At 41.4% G+C, this 17,919-nt stretch carries 18 protein-coding genes; 5 read left to right on the plus strand and 13 right to left on the minus strand.

What is annotated here, in order from left to right; translation table 11 throughout:
* Nucleotides 1-15: 15 nt before the first annotated feature.
* Nucleotides 16-2,262, minus strand: a complete 2,247-nt coding sequence (locus ACP69X_RS10865) for a DEAD/DEAH box helicase (RefSeq protein ID WP_041085832.1) — start codon at nucleotides 2,260-2,262, stop codon at nucleotides 16-18.
* A 160-nt stretch (nucleotides 2,263-2,422) separates the two neighbouring features.
* Here ACP69X_RS10865 and ACP69X_RS10870 point away from each other — a divergent pair, with 160 nt between their 5' ends.
* Nucleotides 2,423-3,541: an NADH-dependent flavin oxidoreductase gene (locus ACP69X_RS10870; protein WP_258954579.1), complete on the plus strand. Its 1,119-nt coding sequence runs from the start codon at nucleotides 2,423-2,425 to the stop codon at nucleotides 3,539-3,541.
* Between the two features lie 53 nt (nucleotides 3,542-3,594).
* On the opposite strand, the gene ACP69X_RS10875 is transcribed toward ACP69X_RS10870, so the two are convergent.
* Complete coding sequence (locus tag ACP69X_RS10875) at nucleotides 3,595-4,101, minus strand: PTS sugar transporter subunit IIA (protein ID WP_039183169.1); 507 nt, start codon at nucleotides 4,099-4,101, stop codon at nucleotides 3,595-3,597.
* Nucleotides 4,102-4,270: 169 nt separating this feature from the next.
* Between ACP69X_RS10875 and ACP69X_RS10880 the strand changes: the two genes are divergently transcribed.
* The gene (locus ACP69X_RS10880) at nucleotides 4,271-4,690 is read left to right on the plus strand and encodes an Hsp20/alpha crystallin family protein (protein ID WP_041085836.1); all 420 of its coding nucleotides are present in this window, start codon (nucleotides 4,271-4,273) and stop codon (nucleotides 4,688-4,690) included.
* 20 nt (nucleotides 4,691-4,710) lie between these two features.
* Here ACP69X_RS10880 and ACP69X_RS10885 read toward each other — a convergent pair whose 3' ends face one another.
* From ACP69X_RS10885 to ACP69X_RS10895, 3 genes are all read right to left on the minus strand, one after another.
* Nucleotides 4,711-5,130: a YppG family protein gene (locus ACP69X_RS10885; protein ID WP_041085838.1), complete on the minus strand. Its 420-nt coding sequence runs from the start codon at nucleotides 5,128-5,130 to the stop codon at nucleotides 4,711-4,713.
* 108 nt (nucleotides 5,131-5,238) lie between these two features.
* Nucleotides 5,239-5,619 carry a YppE family protein gene (locus ACP69X_RS10890; RefSeq protein WP_228280239.1) on the minus strand — a complete coding sequence of 127 codons (381 nt, stop codon included), beginning with the start codon at nucleotides 5,617-5,619 and terminating at the stop codon, nucleotides 5,239-5,241.
* Between the two features lie 49 nt (nucleotides 5,620-5,668).
* The gene (locus ACP69X_RS10895) at nucleotides 5,669-5,902 is read right to left on the minus strand and encodes a DUF5446 family protein (protein WP_224928722.1); all 234 of its coding nucleotides are present in this window, start codon (nucleotides 5,900-5,902) and stop codon (nucleotides 5,669-5,671) included.
* A gap of 197 nt (nucleotides 5,903-6,099) precedes the next feature.
* On the opposite strand from ACP69X_RS10895, the gene sspM reads away from it, so the two are divergent.
* Entirely contained in the window at nucleotides 6,100-6,204 is a 105-nt protein-coding gene (gene sspM / locus ACP69X_RS10900) for an acid-soluble spore protein SspM (RefSeq protein WP_039179471.1), read from the plus strand.
* 25 nt (nucleotides 6,205-6,229) lie between these two features.
* Here the strand turns inward: sspM and ACP69X_RS10905 are convergent, their stop codons facing one another.
* A complete protein-coding gene (locus ACP69X_RS10905) occupies nucleotides 6,230-7,186 on the minus strand; it encodes a DUF2515 domain-containing protein (protein ID WP_073979686.1) in 957 nt (318 codons plus the stop codon).
* A gap of 46 nt (nucleotides 7,187-7,232) precedes the next feature.
* Here ACP69X_RS10905 and recU point away from each other — a divergent pair, with 46 nt between their 5' ends.
* Nucleotides 7,233-7,868: a Holliday junction resolvase RecU gene (gene recU, locus ACP69X_RS10910; protein ID WP_041085845.1), complete on the plus strand. Its 636-nt coding sequence runs from the start codon at nucleotides 7,233-7,235 to the stop codon at nucleotides 7,866-7,868.
* 19 nt (nucleotides 7,869-7,887) lie between these two features.
* Nucleotides 7,888-10,602, plus strand: a complete 2,715-nt coding sequence (locus tag ACP69X_RS10915; RefSeq protein WP_073979685.1) for a PBP1A family penicillin-binding protein — start codon at nucleotides 7,888-7,890, stop codon at nucleotides 10,600-10,602.
* A 240-nt stretch (nucleotides 10,603-10,842) separates the two neighbouring features.
* On the opposite strand, the gene ACP69X_RS10920 is transcribed toward ACP69X_RS10915, so the two are convergent.
* From ACP69X_RS10920 to dinG, 7 genes are all read right to left on the minus strand, one after another.
* A complete protein-coding gene (locus ACP69X_RS10920) occupies nucleotides 10,843-11,352 on the minus strand; it encodes a YpoC family protein (protein ID WP_041085849.1) in 510 nt (169 codons plus the stop codon).
* Nucleotides 11,349-12,011: an endonuclease III gene (gene nth / locus ACP69X_RS10925; RefSeq protein WP_024422776.1), complete on the minus strand. Its 663-nt coding sequence runs from the start codon at nucleotides 12,009-12,011 to the stop codon at nucleotides 11,349-11,351. Before nth ends, ACP69X_RS10920 begins: the two co-directional genes overlap by 4 nt.
* A gap of 17 nt (nucleotides 12,012-12,028) precedes the next feature.
* Nucleotides 12,029-12,733, minus strand: a complete 705-nt coding sequence (locus tag ACP69X_RS10930; RefSeq protein ID WP_041085852.1) for a DnaD domain-containing protein — start codon at nucleotides 12,731-12,733, stop codon at nucleotides 12,029-12,031.
* Between the two features lie 99 nt (nucleotides 12,734-12,832).
* Complete coding sequence (gene asnS, locus ACP69X_RS10935; protein ID WP_087975939.1) at nucleotides 12,833-14,125, minus strand: asparagine--tRNA ligase; 1,293 nt, start codon at nucleotides 14,123-14,125, stop codon at nucleotides 12,833-12,835.
* Between the two features lie 115 nt (nucleotides 14,126-14,240).
* Nucleotides 14,241-14,726, minus strand: coding sequence for a cell wall elongation/penicillin-binding protein regulator TseB (gene tseB, locus ACP69X_RS10940; protein ID WP_041085855.1), 486 nt, complete (start codon nucleotides 14,724-14,726; stop codon nucleotides 14,241-14,243).
* Nucleotides 14,727-14,738: 12 nt separating this feature from the next.
* A complete protein-coding gene (locus ACP69X_RS10945) occupies nucleotides 14,739-14,909 on the minus strand; it encodes a YpmA family protein (protein ID WP_064497519.1) in 171 nt (56 codons plus the stop codon).
* Nucleotides 14,910-15,036: 127 nt separating this feature from the next.
* Nucleotides 15,037-17,829 (minus strand): ATP-dependent DNA helicase DinG, encoded by a 2,793-nt coding sequence (gene dinG / locus ACP69X_RS10950; RefSeq protein ID WP_426052678.1) that lies wholly within the window; start codon nucleotides 17,827-17,829, stop codon nucleotides 15,037-15,039.
* Between the last annotated feature and the right edge of the window lie 90 nt (nucleotides 17,830-17,919).

Raw genomic sequence — 17,919 nt, forward strand, 5'->3', positions numbered from 1 at the left:
TCTTCCTCCTTCCCCTTAAAATACAGACATCAATTCAACAATGCTGCTTTTTCCGCTCACCTCTTTCATTTCCATGCCAATGCAGGATGGACAGCCGTTCTCACAGCGGCACCGCTCTATCAGTTGAATGGCTGCACCGGCTATTTCATCGAAACGAGCTTGGACCTCTTTGCTTAAGCCGATTCCGCCAGGGTAGTGGTCATATAAAAAGACTGTCGGTTTACCTGTATGTGCCGCTTTAATTTGTGAAACAACATGAATATCTGAGCGGTCACACATCACAAAGGCTGGTACAATGTGCTGAAGAACATTTGCGACGCCGAGCAGCAGCTGTTCAAGTGTTTTCTCTTCAAATCTTCGCTCTGCTTCATGTAATTCAAACCAGGCTGCACTCGTATGAATTTCTTCTTCAGGTAAGTGAATCGGGCCAGAGCCGATATTTTCACCAGTGCTGAGCCGAATTTTTTTAAAAATTGTTGGCATTGCGTTGACAGTGACATCACCGTAGTGAACAGATACCGCTTCTTTCTCGGTTGTCTGATCGATTTCAAGCACCTTGAGCTGAACAGCTAAATTAGCATCTGTATAGTATTCTACATCCACTTGTTTCACATAAGCCTTCAGATGCTCGTAATCTAGCTTTTCTACTTGATATTGAACCCCTTCATGTAAATAAATCGCTTCATCATGCAACAGTGTCATCGCACTGAATCGATCCATCTCTCCAATAATTCGGACATTCGCTACATCTGTTTGATCCACAATCACTACATTTTCCTGGCTTGCAGACCGCAGGCTGATGCCATGCGCTGGGAACGATTGATCTGACCAATAATACCGGTTACCGCTAAAATGAAGAACTCCTTCTTCGTGTAAGTATTGCAAAATATCTTCTACTTCCATGTCGCCAAACTGTTCATCCATCCGAAATGGCAGCTCGTAGGAAGCACATTTTAGATGATCCACTAAAATAATGAGATTTTCAGGATTAATTCTGGCTGCTTCAGGCGGTCTATTAAAGAAATATTCAGGGTGTCTGACAATATATTGATCAAGGGGTGAGGAGCTTGCCACCATGATAATAAGTGCCTCCTCATGACGCCTTCCAGCACGTCCTGCCTGCTGCCATGTACTCGCTACACTGCCAGGATACCCCGTCATAATGCATACCTTTAGCTGACCTATATCTACCCCTAATTCTAGGGCGTTCGTGCTGACGACACCTAGAATTTCTCCTTCTCTTAACCCTTTTTCAATCACGCGCCGCTCTTTTGGCAAATAGCCTCCACGATACCCGCGAATCGATTTTGGACCGATTTCCTTTTTCACAAGCTCTTGAATGTGACTTAGAATCACTTCTACTCGTACTCTACTTCTAGCAAAAACGATCGTTTGAATTTTTTCTTTTAAAAATGTTTTAGCCAATTGGTTGACGACAGTGGCAGCGCTTTGTCTAATATTTAATGGTTTATTCACCACTGGCGGGTTATAAAACACAAAATTCTTTTTACCGCTAGGCGCTCCGTTTCGTTCAATAAGATGCACCTTGCTCCCTGTGAGCTGTTGCGCCAGCTCTTTTGGATTCGCAATCGTTGCTGAAGTGCAAATAAACACCGGATCACTTCCGTAAAATGCACAAATTCGCTTTAGCCTGCGAATCACATTGGCCACATGACTGCCAAACACACCTCGATATGTATGAAGCTCATCAATGACAATATACTTCAAATTCTCAAACAAGCTGACCCATTTCGTATGATGAGGCAAAATGGCTGAATGCAGCATATCTGGGTTTGTGATGACAATATGTCCTGCTTGTCTCACTCGCTGCCGAATGGCTGGTGAGGTGTCCCCGTCATATGTTTCACTATGAATCGGAACATCCATCTCGTGGATGATCTCGTTAAGTTCACTCTTTTGATCCTGAGCGAGCGCTTTTGTTGGGAATAAATAAAGAGAGCGGTTTGTCTGGTCTTCTGCAATCGACTGAAGAACAGGCAGATTGTAGCAAAGCGTTTTACCTGAAGCTGTTGGTGTAACCGTTACTACATGTTCACCAGCCATTACTCGTTCAAAGGCTTCTTTTTGATGAATGTACAGTTCTTTCACGCCTCGTTTTTCAAGCGCCTTTTTTAGCCTGTCATCCACTCTTTCAGGAACGGGAGAGGTCTGTGCAGGCTTCGCCTCAATTTCATGCCAATGCTCTACCTGTTCGTCTTTCTTTAATTCTTCTATCAGTTCGTTCATTGTTTTCTTTTTCATATTGCGTCCACCTCTCATTCTAGTGTACCGAATATTTGTTTGCATGACTAGGCGGCAATTTTTTAATGCTGGGCTTATGAGCAAATACTTTGAACTGTTGTAACAGTATCTATTACACTTCTATAGTGAAATGATTTTATCAAGGAAGAAGATGATCAGAGTGAAAAACGAATTTAAGCCTTTATTTGAACCATTTACGTTTCCTGGTGGCGCCTCTATTGATGGTAGGTTAGTGGTTGCTCCAATGACACACTTTGGTTCTCATGACGATGGCACCATTTCAAAAGACGAAATTGATTTCATTACAGCTAGATCAAGTGAAATGGGTATGGTGATTACAGCATGTGCGAACGTGACTCCAGATGGGAAGGCATTTGAAGGACAGCCTTCTATCGCAAGAGATGAAGATATCCCAGGTCTGAAGAAATTAGCTTCAGCAATCCAAGCAAAAGGAACAAAAGCCATTATCCAAATTCATCACGGCGGCTCTCAGGCTCTCCCTCATTTAGTTCCAAACGGTGATGTGGTTGCGCCTAGTGATGTGTTCAAAGATGGAAAACAAATTGCACGCGCTTTAAAAGAAGAGGAAATTACTCATATTATCGACTCCTTTAAAGAAGCGGCAAGACGAGCGGTTCAAGCAGGGTTTGATGGCGTGGAAATCCACGGAGCAAACGGTTATTTATTACAGCAATTTTACTCACCGCATAGCAATCAGCGTACAGATCAATGGGGAGGAAATGAAGAAAAACGTCTAGCTTTCCCTATTGCTGTTGTAGATGCAGTCAAAGAGGCCATCAAAGAACATGCGGCTAAACCGTTTATCTTTGGATACCGGTTATCTCCTGAAGAACCTGAAACACCTGGTTTAACAATGACAGAGACGTTTACATTAGTGGATGTTCTCAAAACAAAAAAACTCGATTATTTGCATATCTCTTTAATGGAGATTGGCTCTAAAGCAAGACGAGGCGCAGATTCTAATAAAACACGTATGGAACTGCTAAAAGAACGATGCGGCGATACTCTTCCACTTATTGGAGTAGGCAGCGTCATTACAGCTGAAGATGCTCTCCATGCTTACAATCAAGGGATTCCTCTGATTGCTGTCGCACGAGAGCTGATCGTCGACCCAGATTGGGCTAAAAAGATTAAAGAAGGCAGAGAACAAGAGATTGAAACCGTCATTAAACGCAGCCAAAAAGACAAGTATCTCATTCCAGAAGGATTGTGGTCTGTCATGGAAGCGAGTCAAGGCTGGGTTCCAATGGAGGATTAATATCCTCAATAAAAAAACTACCCTATTAACGGGTAGTTTTTTCTATTCATGAATTATTTCATTTTCACTGTAAAGAGCTTGGACATCTGCTTTTCTACAGAGCCTTTTGGTTCTTTATCAAGTCGTTCGACTAGGTCACCATTCATAATCACAATCGGTGTCACTGTACTTGATGCTTTCTCTTCAATCAGTTCTAAATCACACGTAATGAGAGGGTCACCGATTTTCACTTTATCCCCTTCTTTAATGTGCGCTTCAAATCCTTCACCATTTAACCCAACTGTTTCAAGTCCGATATGAATCAGAAGCTCAAGCCCCGAGAGTGTTCGAATGCCAATTGCATGTTTTGTATGGAAGAGCTGAATGATTTCACCCTCTACTGGTGACACAATCGTCCCACTTTTTGGTTTTACTGCTACGCCGTCTCCCATCATCTTTTGAGAAAAGACGGGATCTGGTACATCAGTCATATCCATTAACTCTCCATCAACTGGAGAATAAATGACTTCTTCCTTTACATCATCTTGGTTTTTTCCGAAACCGAATAATTTTTTCAGCAATGTCAATTTGCTCCCTTCAAGCTTTGCTTCCTAAATCTATTTAGTGTAAGAAACTTTACGCCTATACACCTTGCTTCATTCAACACTATTTAATCATAATTTTTTCCTCTCATCAATTGATAACCGCCTGAGCCCTTTCTGCATAGGCTGTAGATGAGAGGTGATTCAAATGAAACAAGATGGCGAAAACAAACATGAATTGCTGGCAAATGAAGATATTCTATATGAAGCGATTGAACAATTTTTTGCATCCTCCCCGTTTCACGAGATATTAAATAGTGCGGAGGCACTCATGACCACATCGCAATCACTTGCATCAATTACGACTGATGTGACAGAGGATGAACAGAATGTCTATATCGAGATTCAATTTCCAGACCATTTTGTCGAAGGAGACATTGCGCTAGAAGTAAAAGCCCAATATTTACACTTATCAGTGCAGGAAAAAATCAAAACGGATACGAGTTCCTCGTATTCAAGCTTTACCAAAACCATTTTAATGCCGGCAAAAATAGATGAAACGAAAATGAAAAGTGTGTGGAAAGATCAATCGCTTCGTGTATCTGCGCCAAAGCAAACAACCCAATAGATCAATCTATTGGGTTTTAACTATGCTTTAAAAATGCTTGTAAATCCTTTCGCCAATGAGCCTACTTGATTCATTGTACTCATCATTTGGCCAGCTGTATCAAACATTTTGTTAAAATCGTATTGCCCATTCGTCTTTTTGAATTGCGACAGCACACTTTTAAACTGAGAAGGCTGCTGTTTTTGCGGTCTTGGCAAAGGATATGGGTTCATAGGCTGTTGCATGGGCATCATGCCTGGCGGCTGCATAGGCGGCACATTTTCTTGGTATCCATAAGGCGGCTGATAAACAGTAGATGGTGCCTGGTTCATTCCACCTTGATATGGCGGCATGAAATAGTCTGGAGGCTGCGGAGGCTGCTGCTGCATCTCTGAATACGGAAAAGGCCTTTGCTTGAATTGATTGAATTCATAAGGCTGCTGGTTTGAATAAGGGAACATCTATCTCGCTCCTCTCGCTCTCAACACATATTGATGTCACTCATATATTATGAACAAAAGCAGAAGATGTGCCTAAAGAAGTCATAAGAAAAACGCAGCATTATGTCTTTAGCTGCGCTGTTTGATTTCTTCTATTAAAAGGTTCAGCGTGTAAACCACTGACTCAACTAAATTTTTTACACGGGGTGCGTGCTGTTTGCCAAAATAAGATTGCAGGACAACCTCTTTACCATTTTCTTTTACGGCTTCAAGCTGTTCTTGGTGTAAATATCTAGGTTTGACCTGTTGAACAAAGGAGATAGCTGCGGTGAGCCACTCTTCCATTTTCTGATCAAATGTATCAACGGCTGGCTGAATATCCGTATAAAAATCATACGATGGGTACTCCTCTTCAGCCTTTCCCTTTTGGTACTGCTCATACGCTTTTTCGATCCATATTCTCAAGTTTTGTGTATGTTCAAGTAATGTTTGATTATCCAAAGTGTTCACCTCTATGAACCATCCTATCAAACGTTTACCTATTGCTCAAATAGAAAAGCTATCCGGCGTGATATGCCGGTCTTGCCGCCAGTTTATACTCGGCTGCATGAAGCTTCACTTCACAGTCCTTTACTTCTGATTCAAGCCGGTCAATTATTTGTTCTTGCTCTTCTATTGCTGCACGTTTTGTCTGATTCACAGCAAGAGACAGCTCTGCTTCCACCGCATCAATTTTTCGCTCGATTTCCTCTAACAACTGCATAATGGATTCTTTTGATACAAATTCGCTCATCATCAGATTCCTCCTTTATCGTCTCTCGTTACATTCTCTTTTCTTTCTCACCCTCCTTCACACATGACAAAACTAGAAGCAAATCGCCAATCTAAGTGTAGATAAGCGCTATTTCTTCCTTTTCGACAGATGCTTGTCCTTCTTTGTATGATTGCGTCCGATTGTGTAAATTCTAAGGACAAAAGGAGGTAGATTTCATGAAAAAGAAGCCAGCACCAAAAGAGCAAAATCCAAAAGGGAAAGAAAACAGTACAGATCAACTTGATAAAAAGCTCGGCGGTCCTAATCGTCCATCTACGTAAAAAAAAAGCAGGCACCCCCTGCTTTTTATTTATGCAAAAAATAGTGCTCTAATGAGAAAAGAAAACGAAGCTGTCTTTTTTTATGAAAATACCAGTCAGTCAGCTCAATCTGCTTTGGCAGCGCCTCTGCCTCAAATAAAGATGGACTCAATTTCTTTTGAAACCAATCTTCCCTTTGATCGTCTAATGAATGTGTCATCACCGGATAAACCGTCCGAAGAAAAGGTGTTGACCTTCTAGCGATCCCTAAAAACGGCTCAAAATCAAACCGAGACCCAGTATGCGGAACGGTATGCAAAAAATGATAAAAATCCGAAAACAAATCGGCTCGAAATAGTAGTTTCGCTAGCTTTTTACCTAATGTAATGCGTTCCTTTACATTGGAAAACTTCCGTATGGTTAAGCCGTACAAATGCCCGTCCACCGTTGGAAAAACAACGGTTTGGAAATGTCCCCACTCGCTGAAAAGATATTGAATCGAGTGAAAAACATTCTTTTTCAGAAGAGGATTTTGTATAATAGGAGATTGTATAGTATATTGTTCATTTATGATGAGTGCATAAAGCAGACGCTCTGTGTCACGCTTTAGCCAAAAATGTTCCCACTCAGCGCTCATAAACCGAGACACGGAGAAATAAGGCAGCAGATGAAACAAAGGTTGACTGCATCTCTTAGACCATTCATACAAAAGAAGCTGAGGATAAGCATCCGAAAAGATCAGCCAATTCGCTCTTTCATATGCTGTGAAAAAAAGGTGCCCCTGCTGATCCGTTAAACCTGGATGGAAGAGTTCGCCCTTTAAATCTGTCATGGACCACCCTGCATTTCTTGAGACAAAGGAAGCGAGCAGCGACCATTTCATCTCTGGATGCCGGTCATAAAACCGCTTGTAAGCATTTGTCCTCGTCAGGTTGTCTTTATTTTTTGCTTTCGTTTCACGCAAAATTTGCTGAGTGATGATGTGCTCTTCTTGGGACAACATGGTGATCTCTCCAATACAAAATGCATTAAAAGGAGGCTGAAACTTGATGATTCGGTATCCAAACGGAAAATCGTATCAGCCCATTCAACAAATTGGGACAAAAAAAAGAATCAGCGGCGAATCCTCTTATAGTAACCGCGGGATGACGCTTGAGGCTGATTTAAATGAAACGAACCAATACTATTTGGTCAACGGGATCGCAGTCATTCATAAAAAGCCTACCCCAGTTCAAATTGTGAATGTGGATTATCCAAAAAGAAGTGCTGCTGTCATTAAAGAAGCCTATTTTAAACAATCCTCCACAACGGACTATAACGGGGTGTACAAAGGCCGCTATATCGATTTTGAAGCAAAGGAAACCAAAAGCTCTACCTCGTTTCCGCTCAAAAATTTCCACGACCATCAAATTGAGCATATGAAACAGGTTGAAAAGCAAGGCGGCATTTGTTTCGTTATTATATCCGCATTTGGCTCCGTTTATTATTTGCCTGCTTCAGATCTCTTTTTCTTCTGGGAGCGGCAGAAGAAAAACGGCCGTAAATCCATTAGCAAAGAAGAATTAATGGAAGCTGGCCACATAATGACACTTGGATATTCGCCAAGAATTGATTATATTAAAGTAGTGGAGACACTTCATTTTTCGGATGAAAGCAAGCAGCAATTACGTTCGAAAAAGGTTTAACACGAAAGGTTGAGATGTGATGTCTGATCAATTTACAAGTCGTGAGCAGCGACGTAAAGCAAGTCAAGAAAACAATAAGAAGCAAAAGAACAAAAAAGGCAAAAAGAAAGCAGGTCTATTTAAAAAAATATTTTTATCTTTACTCGTGATCGGTCTACTTTGTTTAGTTGCCGGAATCACAACTTTTGCCGTTTTTGCATCAAGCGCTCCTTCTATTGATGATAGTAAGCTTAAAACACCATACTCTTCAAAACTTTATGATAAAGACAAGAAAGTGTTTGCAGAAGTTGGTGCAGAAAAAAGAACGTATGTCTCGATAAAAGATATACCCGATGTGGTAAAAGACGCATTTATTGCGACTGAAGATGCACGTTTTTATAAGCACCACGGGATTGACCCAATCCGTATTGGCGGTGCCCTTGTCGCAAACGTTGAGGACGGGTTTGGCGCTGAAGGCGGAAGTACAATTACACAGCAGGTTGTTAAAAACACCCTTTTAAGCAAGCAAAAGACGTTAAAACGGAAAGTACAGGAAATATGGCTCTCGATTCAGCTTGAGCAAAAATACTCTAAAGATGAAATTTTAGAAATGTATTTAAACCGTATTTTCTTCTCTCCTTATGCTTATGGTGTGGGGAAAGCAGCTGAACAATTTTTTGGAGTGACAGATTTAAATAAACTAACCGTTGCACAGGCAGCCACACTTGCAGGTATGCCACAAAGTCCTACTGTCTATAATCCAGTTAAAAATCCCGAGGCAGCGGAAAAACGCCGAAATATCGTTTTAAGCCTTATGAAAAAACAAGGCTACATTTCAGAAAAAGACTATGACGTTGCAAAAGCAACCCCTATCAGCAAGACAGTCGTTCCTGCTGATAAATATAAGAGCCAAAACTCTAGTAAGTATTCTGCCTACATTGAAGAAGTGATGGAAGAAGTACAGAAAAAAGCTAAAGTTGATCCGTCAACTGATGGATTAAAAATCTATACATCACTTGATCGAAAAGCACAGGATCACCTAGATGATATCATCAATGGAGATTCAGTTGGATTTACGAAAGGTATGCAGGCGGGTGTCACCCTGCTAGATACGAAAAATGGTGAAATACGCGCCATTGGCGGTGGACGTGATGTACCAGCCGGCGGCTTTAACTATGCGACAGATGCAAAACGCCAGCCAGGGTCCACAATTAAACCGATCTTAGATTACGGCCCAGTCATTGAAAACAAAAAATGGTCAACATATCAGCAAATCAATGATGCACCATATACGTACTCAGATGGGACACCAATTAACAACTTTGATAGAAGACACTTAGGGAAAATGTCGATGAGAAGTGCTTTGGCACAATCACGTAACATCCCTGCACTCAAAGCATTCCAAGAAGCTGGTTCAGCGAATGCCGCGCAATTTGCGAATAATTTAGGCATGGACTTACCTTCTGATATTCCAGAATCTTATTCAATCGGTGGATTTGAAGATGGTGTGTCTTCATTAAAAATGGCAGGTGCATTTAGTGCGTTCGGCAATAACGGATACTATAATGAACCGCACGCTGTCACATCTGTTGAATTTAATGACGGGACAAAGCTTGACCTTACGCCGGATTCAAAAGCAGCGATGAGTGATTACACAGCATTTATGATCACAGATATGCTGAAAACTGCTGTCCAATCTGGAACTGGTACACTTGCACAAGTACCGAACGTTCAAGTAGCTGGTAAAACCGGTACAACGAACTTCACACAAGATGATATTAATAAATACAATATCCCTTCTGGCGGTGCGAAAGATTCGTGGTTTGTCGGTTATACGCCGCAATATACAGCAGCCGTTTGGACTGGAATCGGTAACTCAAAAGATGCAGACGGTAAGATGTGGCTGACTGATTACGAGCAGCGTGTTGCCAAAATCGTCTTCCAGCGATTAATTTCTCAAATTGATGATGGAAGCGGCTCATTTGAAAAACCAGACAGTGTCGTCGAAGCTACGGTTGAAAAAGGTTCAGATCCAGCAAAATTAGCCGGACCGAATACACCAAGTGACAAAAAGACAACAGAATACTTTGTTAAAGGAACAGTTCCAACAAAAGTGTCTGACACTTATGAGAAAAAAGAAGCCGATAAGCCTTCTGACTTAAAAGCGGTGTATGATGAAGAGAAAAAATCCATTACACTGACTTGGGGCTATTCTGACGACGCTGATGCTACATTTAAGGTCAAGCAAGCGGTTGATAATGGCGGCTATAAAGAGATTCAAAACAGCTCTGCTAAAGAAGCGGTCATCTCTGATGTGAAGCCTGGCTCCACATATAAATTCCAAGTGACTGCCACTGTAGAGGATGTCACAAGTAAAGCGGCTTCTACCTTCCTCACCATTAAGGATGACGCTGATGAAGAAGAAAAAGCGGATGATGAGAATAAAGAAGAAGAAGAACCGCAGCAGCCTGACGACGAGCAAACAGACCAAACAGACGATAACAAAAATCAGCCCCCTGGCACTGATGAGCAAAAGCCTGATGACAAAAAAGATCAAGATAAGGATAAGGATCAGGACCAAGGCGCAAATACCGAAAACGGAAATAATGGTTCTTCAGGTGATGGCTCAGACAGTACAAATGGGAACAGCAACTCACAAACTGATCATAAAGATAAAAAGAAAGATGATGCGAAAGCCAACTCTCAAAGTTCCAATTCGCAATCAAATTCTACTTCTCGTAAAGAAGATGAATAATGAAAAAGCACTTGCCTCCTTGGCAAGTGCTTTAAGATTGTTGACAAAGGGCTAAAATGATCTTGATTTTAGCCCTTTGTCTTCTTTTCATCGTGATAGAAAACCTTTGCAGTCTAGGAAGGACGAGCACTGGAGCGGAGTGAATTTGACATTCGTGAGCACCGGAGCGCAGACCTGACAAAGAATGCGAGGGTTTGTCTACACGCTTGAAAGCACTTGCCTCCTTGGCAAGTGCTTTTTTTAACGCTGCTGTCTGATTTTCTTAAGTGCTTCATATTTTCCATACTGCTTTTTTAATTCCGTGTATAGCTCGTCCAATTGAATAAAGCAGTGATATTGAGTAGGTTTTAACAAAATGAACTCTAAACGTTCCGTCCAATTAATCGGAGCAACAGGAAATGTCTCTTGCTTGATAAGTTCCCATTCAAGCTTTTGGACACTCTCCCCCTTGATCCAGTAAAACATCGCGATCATACCGATGATTCCTTGCAGCATATCATCTTCTTCACAGCGGGATTTCCTTGTTTGGAAACGTGGGAGCATTTTTTCTTTTAATTCGTTCCACAGTTCGAACATGACAGGAACAAATTCTTCTGTTCCCTGCCATGGAAGCTCGTCTGTTAAAGGTTCCGAAGATAGATCATATGCGAGCGGGTTGGCTCTCAGTATATCTACTCGATCACCTTTAATCTCTACCTTTTTCTCTTTTAGCTTTTCGACATATGAGGTGAAAACAGCTGCCCCGCTCATGCCAGCTTCACCAGTCCTTTTTTCAGCCTCTTCTGCCCTTCCCTGCACATATCAAGAAGCGGACACGATTCGCACTGCGGCCGCTGCGCCTTACAATGATATCTCCCAAAAAAGATTAGGCGGTGATGCGTCACAGACCAATCTTCTTTTGGCACCTTTTTCATCAAGGTTTGCTCTACTTCAAGCACAGAATCCTTCCAGCGGCAGATGCCTAGACGCTTACTGACTCGTTCTACATGTGTATCTACTGCTATAGCCGGTACCCCAAAAGCGACCGAAACGACGACATTTGCTGTTTTCCGGCCAACCCCAGGAAGCTTGACAAGCTCATCCCGGTCCTTTGGTACTTCACCGCCATATTCTTCAATCAGCATTTTGCTCAACTTTTGAATGTTTTTAGCCTTATTTCGATAAAGACCAATCGAGCGAATATCTTGCTGCAGTTCTTCAAGCGGTACACTTAAATAGTCTTCTGGTGTTTTATATTTTTGAAATAACGTTTTGGTGACTTTGTTTACAAGCACGTCTGTACACTGAGCGGAGAGCGCAACAGCAATCACAAGCTCAAATGGATTGGCATGAACAAGCTCACACTCCGCCTCTGGAAACATATCTCCTATAATATCTAAACACTCATTGATTTGTTTTTTTGATAACATGCCTTCTCCTTTATTGGTTATTGTTCCAGCCAATTATAAAAAGGAACTTGTCGTTTATAAGTACCCGTCTCTTCTTTTGAAGGTGGCGTTTTCTGCTGAGAACGGAAATGCTGGCTATGCTCTTTTGCTTCTTCCGCTGTTTTCAGCCCTTTCTTTTTCCACTCAAATAAAATTCGATCAATATAACGGAAATTTAATTTCCCTGATAAAACAGCTTCTCTTAGCGCTAGCCGAATCATCTCAGCATCATGATGGTCTTGATCCATCCAGATCGAAAGGGTTTCTCCTTCAAGAGGAGACAGCGGTCTTCCGAATTCATCTTCAAATAAAGCATATAAAGATTTTTCTGCCTGCACATGTTGTTTTTGAGCTTCTTTCGCCTGTTTTGTTTCTAAAAAGTCATACAGTACGCCCCATAAAGGTTCTACTGAGTAACGGTCATGCTGAATACCAGACCTGTCCTCAAATGGCTGAATTGAGATAAATCCTTTTTGAATCAGATGCTGTACCATATACGCGCACTCTTCCGCTGATATGGTCATTCCATGAGAAAGCTCTTCAAATGTTTGAAAGAAAACACCTTGTTCTTCATTCATTTTAATCTTGAGCATGACCATCATCTGTGATTCATTCAGTCCTAACTGCTCATAATGAGCAATCAGCAAATTAGGCAAACTTGTCGCCCCCATTTGCTGCATATTAATAAATTGCTGCCTATTCATCGGATACACCTCTTCATTTTAAGTATATCACGTTTTATTTCACGTGCCTCCCTAAAAAGGCGTTTGAAAAAGCCTCCATTTATTGGAGGCTTTCACGTCTTAAGGGTATAAACGGTTTAATAATCTTGGGAAAGGAATGGTTTCACGCACATGCGGCGCTCCACTAATCCAAGCAACTGTACGTTCAAGTCCAAGACCAAAACCTGAATGCGGTACAGAACCGTATTGTCTTAATTCTGTATACCATTTGTAAGTTTCCTGATCAAGCCCATGTTCTTTCAATCTTGCTTCAAGAAGCTCTAAATCATGAACACGCTCAGAACCGCCAATAATCTCTCCGTAGCCTTCTGGTGCAATCAAGTCTGCACAAAGGACAACATCTTCACGATCCGGTGCTGGCTGCATATAGAACGGTTTTAATGATGTTGGGTAATGAGTGATAAACACTGGTTTATCATAGCTTTCGGCAATCGCTGTTTCGTGAGGCGCTCCGAAATCATCTCCCCATTCGATATCATCAAAGCCTTTTTCCTGCAAGAATTTAATCGCTTCATCGTAAGTGATGCGCGGGAATGGTGCTTTGATGTTTTCTAATTTCGCTGTATCACGACCTAGTGTATGCAGCTCCACTTTACAGTTTTCAAGTACACTTTGAACAACATGAGACACATAATTTTCTTGATACTCAAGGTTTTCATTGAATTCGACAAAAGCCATCTCAGGCTCGATCATCCAAAACTCAATTAAATGACGTTTTGTTTTAGATTTTTCAGCTCTAAATGTTGGGCCAAATGAGAATACTTTTCCGAGTGCCATTGCTGCAGCTTCCATGTAAAGCTGACCACTTTGAGAAAGGTACGCATCTTCATCAAAATATTTCGTAGCAAACAGTTCCGTTGTGCCCTCAGGTGCACTTCCAGTTAAAATTGGCGGATCTACTTTCACGAAACCTTCTTGATGGAAATATTCATATGTAGCACGAATAATTTCGTTACGGATTTTCATAATGGCATGCTGTTTTTTAGAACGAAGCCATAAATGACGGTGATCCATTAAGAATTCTGTTCCATGCTCTTTCGGTGTAATTGGGTAATCTGTCGCTTCATGAATCACTTCAATGGATTTCACTTGTAATTCAAAACCTAGTGGTGAACGCTCATCTTTTGTCACTTGACCTGTCACATAGACAGATGTTTCTTGTGTGACTGATTTCGCAAGCTTAAAGACTTCCTCTTCCACTTCTGCTTTTACTACGACTCCTTGAATAAAGCCTGTCCCGTCACGCAACTGCAAAAATGCAATTTTTCCGCTTGAACGTTTATTGGCAATCCATGCGCCGATGGTTACTTCTTGATCGACGTGTTTGAACACTTGATTAATTGTTGTTTTCAACATAATTCCCTCCAAAGCCAGAAAGAAACTCACCTATTTGGCAGGTGTGAATCTTTTTTCATACATTTTATTATAACCGTTCTAAATCAGCATGGTCAACGCAAGACAGGAGAAACTACGGTGTTAAATTTTTTTCCACGCGTCCTGTCGAAAAGTCGACATAGCTGAAGCTATATTGATTGTTCTCATTTAAGTACGTCACTTCCCAAAGGAGTACGTCACCTTCTCTCGCTAATTTGACTTCTTTTAGCTTAGAGACCGTGTTCTCCTTTTGAACGGCTTGTACTGCTTGATTCGAGGTAATGCCATCTTTTGCTTTTTTTGCGATCACTTTTTCTTTTTTGCTTGCAGGAACCCAAACGTAGGTCGTTTCATTCTGTTTGTTTTTCCCTTCAACAATAAATTGCTTTTCTTTCCCGACAAAGGTTTCCACTTGCTCCACTTGTACGATGTTTGCTTGTTCTTTTGCTCGTTCGATCGCTGCTTCATGCCCTTGTTCTCTTTGTCCCATAGCAATTTGATAAATCCACGTAAAGCTGATGATGCCAATGAGCAGAACGAGAGCCACTACAGATGAAATAATCCAGACTATTTTTTTCATGTCAAGCTTCCCCTATGTGCGATATATCGTAAATACCGCTTGATTTTGGTCTTCTTGATCTAATGCTAATCCAAACATGAGATCTTCTCTTTTAAGCGTTCTGTTCAATACATCAACGATTTTGTATAGGTCTTCTGAATGCTTAATTTGAACAGTTGAAAGTACCTCTATTTTACTTTCCACTTCTAATTCCTCCTCGGTACGTAAATATTGTTAGTCATACTTTTCTGCACGGAAACCGATACTATTTTTACAACGGAACAAGCCGTTACGATAAATTAACTCCAAACCCACACCAGCTAAAGGCCGCTTATGACAGCGGCTTTTCGTTGTTAAGGTTTTCTATATACGCCTCAAGTGACTCTTTTGACATCTCGTGAACTGGCGCATGAGGGAGTGATTCTAAAAATAGTTTTCCATATGAAGCGGTTTTCACTCGGCGGTCTAAAATTAGCAATGTGCCTATGTCTTTTTCAGAACGCAGCAAGCGTCCAGCTCCTTGCTTAAAGGTTAACACAGCTTCTGGTAAAGCGACGGCTTTAAATGGATTCTTCCCTTGTTTTTTAGCTGCATCACATTTTGCTTCAATGAGCGGAGAATCAGGCGGCCGGAACGGAAGACGTGCCATGATGACTGTTGTCAGCTCTGAGCCTGGAAAATCAACACCTTCCCAAAAGCTACCCGTACCAAGTAAAATGGCTTGTTTTGCCAATTTGAACATTTTCGTTAATTTCACGGGGCTTCCGCCTGTCAAACCTTGAGCAAAAAGGGCGGACTGCATCCCTTCTGTTTTTAGCTCTTCATAGACTGCTTTTAACATCTCATGTGAATTAAACAAAACCAATATTTTTGCATGCTGCTGTTTTTCCATGACCTTAATATATTGCGCAGCTTGCTTTACATAATCTCGTTCATCACGGTTCGTAATCGGCGGCATATCTGCCGGAACAATGACCTTGAGCTGTTTTTCAAGTTCGAAAGGTGAATCAATTTGTACAAGATGAGGGTAAAAATCTTGCAGGCCAAACCGTTCCAAGCAATAATCAAAGCGGTGATTGATGGTGAGCGTCCCTGATGTGAGGACGACACTCTTTTTGTTCATAAAGAAACGATCAGCCAAAAGCTCTCCAGTATCTAACGGCTGTGCATGCATAAAGACTGCGTTTTTGGCACCCTTTGCATCAATTTCAATCCAAACCGTTTCACCGTTTTTCGGTTTAAAGATAAACCGGTAAAGCGTACTGCAAAAAGTATGCATAAACGACATGACCTGGTCGTATTCCTCTGCTTCAAAGGCAAAGTGTTCTGTCAGCTGATCACTTTTTTGAAGAAGCTCGTTTTTTTGCTGCTCATACAACTTCTCACAAGCAATTAACAAAGAACACAGCTTACTTGCCGTTTCTTTAATCCGTTTCCACTGAGCATGCTTTGAATGATGACGGACTCTATGTATGAGACGATTGATGTCGGCTTTTGGTTTTGTCCTTTTCACAAATGAATGAACGCTGCTAAAGAAAGCATCACTTTCCATTTGAAGCTGATTGAGATACTCATCCATTTCGATAAAAGTGTCCGTCTGTAACCCTGCATGATGAAATCTTTTTTTCAGTTTCTTTAACAGTCCGCCTTGCAAGGAGCCAAGCTGCGTTAATTTCGCATGAAGCTGGATATAAGACGCACTATCCCCTAGTGTTTCATTGGCTGTTTTCTCAAATTGATGGGCTTCGTCTATCACATATACGTCAGCATGCTGAAAGATAGACGATGCCTCTGTTTGTGATAAGAGCAGACGATGATTCGTTAAAATTAAATCAGCTGTTTTTGCCCTTTTTTTGGCGCGCTCATAAAAGCAATACTCTTTAAAACGGCGCTTTTTTGATGTAAACGGCATATGTACACAGGAAATTCGGTCTTTTATATTGGCAGCTCCTGACGGTAAATTCAGTTCAGATAAATCACCTGTTTCTGTAACAAGGAGCCACATTAAAATTTGCGCCTTCGTTAAGACCACATCATAGTTATCATCTTCCTCATGAAGCACATGCTCAAACTTATCTAAACAAATATAATGCGCCCGGCCTTTAAAGACACAGGCAGCAGGCTCAAACGGGAGCAGTTGATTCAACATCGGCACATCGCGCTGAAGCATTTGCTGCTGCAACAGGATGGAATAAGTACTAATAATGACAGGTTTTCCTGATTTCCTCGCTTCTAGAGCGGCTGGGATGAGGTAAGCGAGCGTTTTCCCAATACCCGGTGCCGCTTCAATTAATGCATAGGCTCGTTCATGAAACACGTCTCTGACTTTATTCATCATCGTAAGCTGGCCTTCTCTTACCTCATAGCCTTCTACCGTTTGCGGAAGCTTCTTTTTGATCTCCTCAAACAGTTTTTCATCTTCTTCACCTACTGAATGTGTCGCCCTACTGATAGGATTGGTGACATCTTTTACAGCAAAAGAGCCGACTTCCACCAAAGAATCTTCCAGGCTAGCATGGCTCGTTTCAAGCTGCTTAATTAAGAGTCCTATATCACTTAGGAGATAAGAAGATAATCTACGTAGCTGCTTCAGCACATTTTGTGGTGTATGTTTTAATTGATGTAATAAAGTTAAAAATAACATGGCAGTAACTTCCGCATCACTATCCGCCCTATGCGGGTGGTCATGTGGAAGCATGAGCTCTTCACTTAATTCAGTGAGCTTATAACCTTCAAGCTCAGGATAAAGAATTCTAGAAATCTCAACTGTATCAATTGCTAGCACATCCAGCTCATTTTTCCCGCATGCTTTTAGTTCATCATTTAAAAAATTCAAATCAAAATGAACATTGTGCGCAACAAAATAAGCACCCTGTATGAGATCATACACCTCTTGGGCAATGTCCTCAAAAAACACCGCATCGTCAACCATGTGCTGCTGAATGCCTGTCAGCTGTTCAATAAATCCAGGGATTGTTTTTCCCGGGTTCACATATTTTGAATACCGTTCGACAATTTGTCCATTTTCAATGACCACCGCAGCTATTTGAATGATTTTATCACCCTTTTTAGGTGAATTCCCGGTGGTTTCAATATCAACGACAACAAACCTTTGATCGGTCATAAAATGGACACCTCAATTCCTCGTTTCACCCTGAAGCGAAACACACTCTGGACAAAATAGATGAAACAGAACAGCTTCTCTTCCTGAAAC

The sequence above is a fragment of the Bacillus sp. DC4300-2b2 genome, assembly GCF_049895685.1.
In the GTDB taxonomy this organism is placed as follows: domain Bacteria; phylum Bacillota; class Bacilli; order Bacillales; family Bacillaceae; genus Bacillus; species Bacillus safensis.